The sequence below is a fragment of the Clostridium sp. ZBS15 genome (assembly GCF_023845705.1).
Lineage (GTDB): Bacteria > Bacillota > Clostridia > Clostridiales > Clostridiaceae > Clostridium > Clostridium aquiflavi.
Genome location: NZ_JAMQHY010000023.1, coordinates 26,680 through 37,558, shown reverse-complemented (window position 1 = coordinate 37,558; position 10,879 = coordinate 26,680). Strand labels below are relative to the sequence as shown.

The following is a 10,879-nucleotide window of genomic DNA, read 5'->3' as shown; positions in this document are numbered from 1 at the left end:
AGCACATCGTGAACACCTCTGTTTTTAAGATCATTTAACACAGACAACCAGAATTTACTGCTTTCATTAGCACCTATCCATATTCCTAATACTTCTTTTTCGCCATCTAAATTTACGCCAATCACAACATAAGCAGCTTTAACTATAATTTGCTTATCTTCTCTAACTTTATAATGTATAGCATCCATAAATATAAAGGAATAGGTATTTTCTAATAGTCTATTTTGCCATTCCGAAACCAAAGGTAATATTCTATTTGTTATATTTGATACAGTTTCTGCACTTACATCTACCCCATATAACGCTCTTATTTGGTCAGATATATCTCTTGTTGTCATTCCAGTTGCATAAAGTCCTAATATTTTATCCTCGATACCGTTAACGGATCTTTGATGTTTAGGAACTATTTTAGGTTCAAAATTACCATTTCTATCTCTTGGTATATTTAGCTGTACAGGTCCGAGTTCTGTTTTAACAGTCTTTTTTGAATATCCATTGCGACTATTATCATTGTTTTTTTCAATGCTATCATACTTTCCGTACCCTAATGCTTCATCCATTTCAGCCTCTAAAGATTCTTGTAAAACGTCTCTAAACATTTCTTTAAGTCCAACTAAAATTTCATTAGCGTTACTAAAATTTTGCTCCTTTATGTATTCTCTTAATAATTCTTTCGACACATTTCCCATATAAAAAAACTCCTTCTTGTAATAATTTGTTATCTTAATTATTTCCAAGAAGGAGTTCATTTTATTCAGTTTACACAAAATTATTTACAGGGCCTATAATTTTCATTTACATAAGATTATCTAGAGTTTTTTAATTTTATATTTTAAATTTGTTTACATTTTTAATCATTTCAGTACTCATATTATTTAATAATTCAACAGAATTTGATAATTCGTCAGTAGATTTATTCATTTCTTCAGTTGATGCTGATATTTCTTCAGCTGAAGCAGAAACTTCTTCAGCAATTGAAGATGATGTTTCTATTTTAATTAAAATATTTTCTTTATTTTCATTTAAATCATTAACAGAATTATTAGCTAATTCAATTTTAGGAGTAATCTCATCAACTGCAACTGTAATTGTTTCAAAAGATTTTATTGCAGTATATATATTATTTTCTTGAATTTTAAGCTCATCTTTCATAGTATCAGTAGTATTAATCATAAGATTTGTATCTATAGAAATTTCTGATATTAAGCTAGAAATACTTAATGAAGATTCTTTACTTTGTTCAGCAAGTTTTCTTATTTCATCTGCTACAACAGAAAAACCTCTACCAGATTCACCAGCTCTTGCTGCTTCAATAGCTGCGTTTAATGCAAGAAGATTAGTCTGTTCAGATATGCTATTTATTAAATTAGTTATTTCGTTTATTTTTGTAACATTAGAACCAACACTTTGTATCTTTATAATTAAATCATTAAATGCTTTATTAACATTATTTACAGATTGAATAACAGTTTCCATATCTGTATTGCTAGAATAAGACTTAGATTTTATATTACTTGTATTTGAATCTATATCACTTATTATTTTAACCATATCATCTAATTTAGCACTGAAATTTTGTAATATAGCAGTAATATCTATTAAATCTTGAGCTTGACCTACTGTTCCTTTAGCAACATCATTAGTAGCAATTGAAATGTTTTTACTTGAGGCTGACATTTCATTTGATAACACTAATAAAGTATCACTTTGAGTGTCTATATTAGAGGAACTTAATTTTATATTATTAATCATACTAATCATAGAAACTTTCATAGTGTCTATAGATTTTGCCATTTCTCCAAGTTCATCAGTTCTATCTAAAAGTTTTTCTGAAATATTTAATGTCAAATCACCTTCAGATATAGATTTTAATTGTTGCATTGATAATTTTATAGGTTTTGTAATTGATGATGAAAGAAGTAGCACCATAAAACTACCTAATAAAACAAAGATAATTAATGTTATGCCAATAACTAGTTTTAAAGTAGTTAGTTGACTTAAAATTTCATCTTTTTCAACTACTATAGCTACAGACCAACCTGTACTTTTAATGGGAGAATAGCCAACATATTTATTTTTATCTTTATAAGAATATTCTCCAGAGCCTAGTTCACCTTCAACCATTTTTTTTTCTATTTTAACTATAGATTCTAATAAAGGGTCACTTTTTACATTTTCAAAGTCATTATCTTTATTGATTACTAGTTCTTTATTATTATGTGCAATTATAGTTCCTTCTTTATTAATCATATATGCAGTGCCTGTTTTTCCAAATTTAATATTATCAGTATAGCCGCTTAATTCATTACCATCTCTAATAGCAGTTAAAACTCCAACTATAGTATCATTATTTTTTATAGGTACACTGTATACAACAATAAGAGTATTATCAGCTTTACTTATTATTGGATCAGATACAGTGCTTATGCCTGAAAGAGATTTTTTAAAGTAGTCCCTATCAGATATATTTAATGGTTGATTATCAGTATTAAATCCATTTCCATTAATATCTACAAAAGTCATCTTTAAATAGCCATTTTGTTTTGAAATCTCTGAAAGCAGTGCTAATTTTTCCTCTATTGGTGTAGTTTCATTTTTTATCTTTTCATTAGTAGCTAAAGTTTCTAAAATTTTAGTTTGAGTATTAATTGCATTTTCTACAGAAGAACTTGCTTGTTTAGCAACTTCAGGTAAGGTGATATTAACAGTTGAAATTACAGATTTTTTTGATATGTACATAGAAATTAAGGCTATGCCTGTACACATAATTACAATTAGAGATATAAAACATAGTAATAATTGCTGTTTTATACTTTTAAACTTTAGTTTTTTCATTTTAAATTTTCCTCCTAATATAGTTATTTAATAAAATAGTACATTTATCTATCGTAACATTTAATAAAATCTTAAACCAACATTTACCTAATAAAATATTAAATTTTAAACTATAAATTAAGAAGAATTAAAGAATCTAATAAAAATATTAGAGAAATTAGAGAAAATAGAAGAATTCATCATCTACTTGAAATTAGAATTATTAAAGTTAAAGTAAGAGTATATGTTAAATTGTTTAAAGAATTGTAATACAAATAAGAAAAAGACATGCTCAAAATAAAATGAACATGCCTTTTTCAGTTAAAATCTTATTGATTTATCCATTCAACAACGCCTGGTGTTAAAGAAGCAACATTATCTTTAGTTACTTCTGTAACAAAAAGCATGTCTTTATCTTGAAGAAATTCTTTAAGCTTTGTTGAAATTTCATCTGCAGTTAATTCACATTTAACTAGAAAACTAGTAGGCATTAAATGTGCCCAAGCTCCTAAAGCTTTAATGTTTCCAGTTATTTCGTAATCATCACGATGATGATGGTGATGATGTTCTTCGTGATGATCTTCACAACCACATGAATGTGTGTCTTCTTTTAAATAATAAGTTATTGCATAAACGTTCATATATGTACCACCTTAAATTTATATTAATATGTTTTTATATATAAATTATACAACAAATGAAAAATATTTTCAAATAGAAATAAATATCAGAATAGGAAGCATAAATTTGGGTAAAATAAAAAAATAAAAAAATTTTAAAAAACTATTGATTAACGTTTACAGATGGTTTATACTATGGTTAATCGGTTCAGTGAAACGGTTAACTAATATTTAATTAGGTGATGGAGGAATTTATATGAATAAGATATGTGTACTTGGAAGTATGAATATGGACTTAGTTATGAAAATAAAAGATATGCCTAAGCCAGGAGAAACAATACTATCTAAATCATATGAGAAAATACCAGGTGGTAAAGGTGCTAATCAAGCAGTAGCAGCAAAAAGAAGTGGTGCACATGTTTCCATGATAGCTAAAATTGGAAAAGATGATTATGGTAGGACATTAAGAGAAGAGTTAAGAAATGATAACATAAATATAGATTACGTTTTTGAAGATAATTATAATGCAACAGGAACTGCAATGATAATGGTAGCAGATACTGGTAATAATTCAATCATTGTTAACCCAGGTTCAAATATGAGTATTAGTGAAATAGAGATAAATTCTACATTGGATAGAATAAAAGAAAGTGATATTTTAATTACACAGTTTGAAACACCAGAAGAAATATCTTTAATAGCATTTAAAAATGCAAAAGAAAATGAAAAAATAACAATATTAAATCCTGCACCAGCAAAGAAAATAAAAGATGAACTTTTAGCAGTTACAGATATTATAGTTCCAAATGAAACTGAAGCAGAAGTTCTAACTGGTGTAAAAGTTAAAAATTTAGAAGACGCAAAAAAAGCTGCAAAAGTTTTTATGGATAAAGGAGTTAAGTCTGTAATAATAACAATGGGTTCAAAAGGTGCAGCAGTAATAGGAAAAGACTTTTGTGAATTAGTACCTGCATATAAAGTAAATGCAATAGATACTACAGCAGCAGGAGATAGCTTTATAGGTGGATTAAGTACAAAATTAAATCCAAATGAAATAACTAAAGAAAACTTACTTAAGGCAGTTAAATTTGGCAATAGGGTATCTTCAATAGCAGTACAAAAAGAAGGTGCTCAACCATCAATACCACACAAAGAAGAAGTAATTAAAGTTTACGGAGAGGAATAAAACAAATGAGAAAAACAGAATTATTAAACAGTAATTTAAGTTCAGTAATTTCAAAAATGGGTCATACAGATATGATTGCAATAGGAGATTGTGGTTTACCAATACCTGATGAAAGTGAAAGAATAGACTTAGCATTAATAAGAGGTATCCCAACATTTATTCAAACTTTAAAAGCAACATTACTAGAACTACAAATAGAAGAGGTGATTTTAGCTAAAGAAACAGAGGACATTAGTCCAGAACTTTACAATGAAATAAAAGAAGTAATAGGTGATGCTAAAATAACATTTATTTCTCATGAAGAATTAAAATTTAAGTTAAAGGAATGTAAAGCAGTGGTAAGAACTGGAGAACAAACTCCTTATGCAAATATAATTTTAAAATCAGGAGTTGTTTTTTAAAGAAGGGGGAATTCTAATGGAAACAAAGAAACCTAAATTAAAGATGGAGAATATATCAAAAATGTTCCCTGGAGTAAAAGCGCTTGATAATGTTAATGTTACAGCATATGGTGGAGAAGTAACAGCTCTAATGGGAGAAAATGGAGCAGGAAAATCTACTTTGATGAAAATCTTAAGTGGAGTTTATACTAAAGATGAGGGAAAAATATTTATTGAAGGAGAAGAAGTAAATATTAAGGGAATAAGGGAAGCTGAAAAATTGGGAGTTGCTATAATACATCAAGAGTTAAGTGTTATTCCTAATTTAACAGTAGCAGAAAATATTTTTTTAGGGAATGAAAAATTTTCTCAATATACAAGAAAGATAAATAAAAAGGTTTTAATAGAAAGAAGTAAATTATTCTTAGACCAAATAGGATGTAATGTGGACCCAGAAGCGTTAGTAAGAGATATCAATGTAGGGGAAAAACAAATGATAGAAATTGCAAAAGCTTTAACTAAAAATTCAAGTATAATTATAATGGATGAACCAACAACTGCACTTACGGACGTAGAAACTAAGAAATTATTTGATGTAATTGATAATCTTAAGAAAAAAAATATAGCTATAATATATATATCTCATAGAATGGAAGAAATATTTGCAATGTGTGATAGAGTAGCAGTACTTAGAGATGGTAAGTATGCTGGTGAGGCTAAGGTTGCTGATATTGATAATAATAAATTAATAGCAATGATGGTAGGAAGAACTATAGAGGATCAATTTCCATATAAGAAAGTTGAAAAAGGTGAAACAATATTAAATGTAAAAAATTTAAATTACGAAAAAAAAGTTAAAAATGTTTCTTTTGAAGTTAATGCTGGTGAAATACTTGGAGTAGCAGGTTTAATGGGTGCAGGGAGAACAGAACTTGCAAAAACAATATTTGGAGATTTTAAAAGTCAAAGTGGAGAAATATTTATAGATGGTCAAAAGGTAAAGATAACATGTCCAAAAGATGCTATAAATAAAGGAATATGCTACTTACCAGAAGATAGAAAAAAAGAAGGATTAATTTTAGGCATGTCTGTAGCTGAAAACATGACACTAGGAAATCTACAGATGTATGAAAATAATTTAAAGCGTGTTAATAAATCTTTAGAAGAAAAAGATGTTGAAGAGTATATTACAAAACTAAGAATAAGAACTCCAAATGCGGAACAACTAATAAAAAATTTAAGTGGAGGTAATCAACAAAAGGTTATTTTAGCAAAATGGTTATTATTATCACCTAAAGTTTTAATTATTGATGAACCTACAAGAGGTATTGATGTAGGTGCTAAGAAAGAAATATATGAATTATTAAATAAGTTGAAAGCTATGGGTAAAGCTATAATAATGATTTCTTCAGATTTACCAGAAGTATTAGGTATAAGTGATAGGATTATGGTAATGAGAGAAGGTGCAGTTTCAGGAGAACTTTCAAGAGATGAAGCCAATCAAGAAGCAGTAATGAAGCTTGCTGTAGGTATAAAGTAAAAAAAAGGTGGGATAATTATGCAAAGTATTAAAAATAAAAATTTATCAAAATATAAATCATTAATAGGGCTTTTCATATTATGTATAGCTATTTCTATATTAACTCCAAGATTTTTATCTGTATCAAATATAACTAATGTATTAACTCAGGTTTCTGTGAATGCAATAATTGCCATAGGTATGACATTTGTAATATTAACAGGAGGAATAGACTTATCAGTAGGATCAACATTAGCTATTAGTGGTGCTTTAGCCGCATCAATTATTAACTCCGGTGGAAACGTATTCCTGGCAATTATAGTTGCAGTAGTAGTAGGTATTGTAGTAGGAATTATCAACGGAATGCTTATTTCAAAAGGAAAGATTCAAGCATTTATAGTTACACTTGCTTCCATGACTATATTTAGGGGTGTAACTTATGTGTTCACAAATGGAAATCCTATATCAGGATTAACAGGAAGTTTTAATGCTATAGGAAATTTAAAATTAGGAATATTACCACTACCAGTAATAATTACAGCCATAATGGTAGCAATAGCATATTACGTATTAACTCAAACAAGATTTGGTAGATATTTATATGCTTTAGGTGGAAATGAGGATTCAGCAAGACTTTCAGGTATAAATACAGATAAAATAAAGACTTTAGTATATGTAGTTTCAGGAATAGCAGCTGCAGTAAGTGGTGTTATTATAACTAGTAGAATTGGGTCAGCATCTCCAAATGCAGGCTCAGGATTTGAATTAGATGCAATTGCTGCAGTAGTAATAGGTGGTACCAGCCTTGCAGGTGGAGAAGGAAGTGTAATGGGTACTATAATAGGTGCATTAATTATAGGAGTTTTAAATAATGGATTAAACCTTCTTAATGTATCACCATTCTACCAATTAATAATAAAAGGAATAGTTATATTAGTAGCTGTCTTATTAGACAAAAAGGGAAGAAAATAAATAAGATATTTAAAAAATATAAACAATTATATAAAAATATAAACAATTATAAGAGAAAGAGGAGGAAATTAAAGATGAAAAGAAGAAGTTTAAAATTATTATCACTTACTATGGCTGGAGCATTAATGGTGGGAAGCTTTATTGGGTGTTCACCACAAAAGAGTAATGATAAGAAATTAGGTATGGTTCTTTCAACATTAAATAATCCGTTTTTCGTTTCAATGAAAGAAGGAGCAGAAAAGAAAGCTAAGGAAATGGGATATGAACTAGTAGTTTTAGATTCACAAAATGACTCTACTAAAGAAAGATCAAATGTTGAAGATTTAGTGCAACAAGGTGTAACTGCATTAATGATAAATCCAACAGATAGTGATGCAGTTAAAAATTCAATACAAGTTGCTAATGATAGTAAGATACCAGTAATAACTTTAGATAGAGAATCAAATGGTGGTGAAGTTGTGTGTCATATATCTTCTGATAACGTAAAGGGAGGAAACATGGCAGCTGAATATATGTTAGAAACTTTAAAAGATAAAGAAACTATTAAAGTAGTAGAACTTCAAGGTGTACCAGGTGCATCAGCTACAAGAGACAGAGGTAAAGGTTTCAATGATGGAATAGCAGGCAAAAATAATGTAAAAGTAGTAGCAAGTCAATCAGCAGAATTTGATAGACAAAAAGGACTATCAGTAATGGAAAACATAATTCAAGCAACCCCAGATTTTGATGTGGTATTTGCTCATAATGACGAAATGGCTTTAGGTGCTGTAAAAGCTTTAAAAGCAGCTAACAAAAATGTTATGGTTATTGGCTTTGATGGAAATGTAGATGCAGAGACTGCTGTAAAAGCTGGAGAAATGACTGCGACTATAGCTCAACAACCATCATTAATGGGAGAACTTGCAGTAGAGCAAGCAGGTAAAATTTTAAATGGTGAAACTGTAGAAAAACAAGTTCCAGCAGATTTAAAAGTATTAAAAAAATAAATATAACTACTAAAAAGATCTCTACATTTAGTAGGGATCTTTTATTGTTAATATTTTAGGTTAGAAAAATTATAGCTGTATGCTATAATAATAAAAATAAAACTTAATTAATAGGGGGCTTAATTAATTAAAACTGATATTTATGGAGGGGATATTTTGAAAAAAGTTACTATAATGGATATAGCTAAGCAAGTAAATGTTTCAAAGACGACTGTGTCCATGGTCTTAAATAATAAGAAAATAAATGTTTTAGAAGAAACTAGAGATAAAATTTTAAAAGCTGCTAAAGATCTTAATTATATTCCAAATTCATTAGCAAGAACGTTAAGTACAAATAGAAGTTATACTATTGGATGCATTGTTCCAGATATAGAAAATCCTTTTTTTTCAGAAATTGCTAAAGCTATAGAAACTGAAGCAGAAGATTGTGGATTTAGCATGATATTATGCAATACATTAAATAGAGAAGAAAAGGAAGAACATTATATAAAATTGCTAATAAGTAAATTAGTTGATGGAGTTATAATAGTTCCAAGCAAATATGGAACTAATTCATTGGACTTATTAATAAGAAATAACGTTCCATTTGTTGTTGTGGATAGAAAAGTTAAATATAAGGAAAAGTACAATGTAGTACATTGTAATAATAAACAAGGAATAAAACTTGGAATTGAGTATTTAATTGGTAAATCAAAGAAAAATCTAGCATTTGTAGGTGGAATAAGACATGGAGTAGATACACGTCTTGATTATTTTAAAGAATTTGCATCTAAATTAGAAATTTTAAATGAAGATATAATTGAAGAAGAGAACTTTTCCATGAATGGAGGAATAAGAGCTACTGAAAAGATAATCAAGAAGAATAAGAATGTTGATTGCATTTTTTATAGTAGTGATGTAATGGCAATAGGTGGAATTAAGTATTTAATTAGAAATGGATATAATGTTCCAGAGGATATAAGTATATTGGGTTATGATAATATACGTATATGTTCATTCATAGAACCAGAGCTTACAACTATTGCTCAACCAATATATAAAATGGGAGAAGAATCATTTAAATTATTGCTTAAAGCAATAAATAGTGATGAGGAAACAAAAGAGAACATAAGTTTATCACCTTATTTAGTAGAAAGAGAAACAGTAAAATAAATAAAAGTCACTCATTTTATGAGTGACTTTTATTTGTATTTATCATATAATTTTTCCAATCGCCATCTGGAATATGTATAGATTTTTCACTAAATATTGAATCTATATCTTTATTATAAAAATAAACATAACAATTTTCTTTAGTTTTAGTGTTTAAATGTTCTACCTCTAAAAGAATTTTATTATATTCATTATTAGGATTATCTGAACTTATAAAGCCTTCCATATCATCAATAGCTTTAAGTGTACTATTATAATCTTTAATGCTTATTATTTCACCAAGTACTTTTCCATCACCTGGTAGTATAGCAGGATAACCTTTATAAGGCATATGATATAAATGCATTCCTTTAAGTAGAGCAGGCTTAGCTTCAATTACTTTACCATCTAAATACTTATTATAATTAAAAAAGCCTTCTCTTAAACTACCGTAAACGAAGATATTAATATTGCTCATTAGCAAATTTCTCCTTGAGCAGTTTTTATATCTTCATTATTTTCAACTGCCGCTTTAATACTTAATTCTAATCCTTTAGAAATATCTTCAATTGACATAGAAGGCATACTTGGTTTATTAACTACTTGAGATGGTATATATGGAACATGTATAAAGCCACCCTTTATATTAGGATATTTTTTATTTATCATATATAATACTCCATACATAACATGGTTACATACAAAAGTTCCAGCACTGTTTGAAACTGAACTAGGAATGCCAGCTTCTTGCATTTCTTTAACCATAGCTTTTATTGGAAGAGTAGCAAAATATGCATTTTCTCCATCTTCAAATACTTTTAAATCTATTGGTTGATTTTTTTCGTTATCTTCGATTCTAGCATCATCAATGTTTATTGCAACTCTTTCTGGTGTAATTCCGAAACGACCTCCAGCTTGCCCTATTGAGATTACTATATCAGGTTTATGAGCTAATATATTCTCTTCTATTTTTTCTAATGATTTTTTAAAAACAGTAGGGATTTCTAATTTTATTATTTCAGCATTGCTTATTGTATTTGGAAGCTTTTTTACAGCCTCTAATGCTGGGTTTATACTTTCTCCACCAAATGGATCAAAGCCAGTTATTAAAACTTTCATTTAAATTCACGTCCTTTTAATATAATGTTAATTTGTAGCTAGGTTCTAGTAACGCGTTGATATATGCAATACCAATTTACTAGATTGTGTTTTAAGACTATATTTAATAGGCAAAGCCCAAATTACTCAGTACAGCTTTGCTTATGAATATA

General features: G+C 28.3%; 11 protein-coding genes. 6 read left to right on the top strand and 5 right to left on the bottom strand.

Going from position 1 to position 10,879, the window contains the following annotated elements:
• The 3 genes from NG904_RS08315 to NG904_RS08305 all read right to left on the bottom strand — a co-directional run.
• Positions 1 to 689 (bottom strand): IS256 family transposase (locus NG904_RS08315; RefSeq protein ID WP_252231048.1); only part of this gene is annotated, 689 nt, incomplete at its 3' end.
• Positions 690 to 825: 136 nt separating this feature from the next.
• Entirely contained in the window at positions 826 to 2,835 is a 2,010-nt protein-coding gene (locus NG904_RS08310) for a methyl-accepting chemotaxis protein (RefSeq protein WP_252231046.1), read from the bottom strand.
• Between the two features lie 308 nt (positions 2,836 to 3,143).
• Complete coding sequence (locus NG904_RS08305; RefSeq protein ID WP_252214187.1) at positions 3,144 to 3,455, bottom strand: hypothetical protein; 312 nt, start codon at positions 3,453 to 3,455, stop codon at positions 3,144 to 3,146.
• Between the two features lie 235 nt (positions 3,456 to 3,690).
• Here NG904_RS08305 and rbsK point away from each other — a divergent pair, with 235 nt between their 5' ends.
• The 6 genes from rbsK to NG904_RS08275 all read left to right on the top strand — a co-directional run bounded on the left by rbsK (position 3,691) and on the right by NG904_RS08275 (position 9,629).
• The gene (gene rbsK, locus NG904_RS08300) at positions 3,691 to 4,620 is read left to right on the top strand and encodes a ribokinase (protein ID WP_252231044.1); all 930 of its coding nucleotides are present in this window, start codon (positions 3,691 to 3,693) and stop codon (positions 4,618 to 4,620) included.
• A gap of 5 nt (positions 4,621 to 4,625) precedes the next feature.
• Positions 4,626 to 5,021, top strand: coding sequence for a D-ribose pyranase (gene rbsD, locus NG904_RS08295; RefSeq protein ID WP_252231042.1), 396 nt, complete (start codon positions 4,626 to 4,628; stop codon positions 5,019 to 5,021).
• Positions 5,022 to 5,037: 16 nt separating this feature from the next.
• Positions 5,038 to 6,540, top strand: coding sequence for a sugar ABC transporter ATP-binding protein (locus NG904_RS08290; RefSeq protein WP_252226500.1), 1,503 nt, complete (start codon positions 5,038 to 5,040; stop codon positions 6,538 to 6,540).
• Between the two features lie 18 nt (positions 6,541 to 6,558).
• Positions 6,559 to 7,491, top strand: coding sequence for an ABC transporter permease (locus NG904_RS08285; RefSeq protein ID WP_252231040.1), 933 nt, complete (start codon positions 6,559 to 6,561; stop codon positions 7,489 to 7,491).
• 74 nt (positions 7,492 to 7,565) lie between these two features.
• Positions 7,566 to 8,477, top strand: a complete 912-nt coding sequence (gene rbsB / locus NG904_RS08280) for a ribose ABC transporter substrate-binding protein RbsB (RefSeq protein ID WP_252231038.1) — start codon at positions 7,566 to 7,568, stop codon at positions 8,475 to 8,477.
• Positions 8,478 to 8,633: 156 nt separating this feature from the next.
• Positions 8,634 to 9,629 carry a LacI family DNA-binding transcriptional regulator gene (locus NG904_RS08275; protein ID WP_252214176.1) on the top strand — a complete coding sequence of 332 codons (996 nt, stop codon included), beginning with the start codon at positions 8,634 to 8,636 and terminating at the stop codon, positions 9,627 to 9,629.
• Positions 9,630 to 9,645: 16 nt separating this feature from the next.
• Here the strand turns inward: NG904_RS08275 and NG904_RS08270 are convergent, their stop codons facing one another.
• On the bottom strand, positions 9,646 to 10,086 hold the full coding sequence (locus NG904_RS08270) for a gamma-glutamylcyclotransferase family protein (RefSeq protein WP_252214174.1): 441 nt from the start codon (positions 10,084 to 10,086) through the stop codon (positions 9,646 to 9,648).
• Positions 10,086 to 10,727 carry a pyroglutamyl-peptidase I gene (pcp, locus tag NG904_RS08265; RefSeq protein ID WP_252214172.1) on the bottom strand — a complete coding sequence of 214 codons (642 nt, stop codon included), beginning with the start codon at positions 10,725 to 10,727 and terminating at the stop codon, positions 10,086 to 10,088. The genes NG904_RS08270 and pcp overlap by 1 nt, the downstream gene beginning before the upstream one ends.
• Between the last annotated feature and the right edge of the window lie 152 nt (positions 10,728 to 10,879).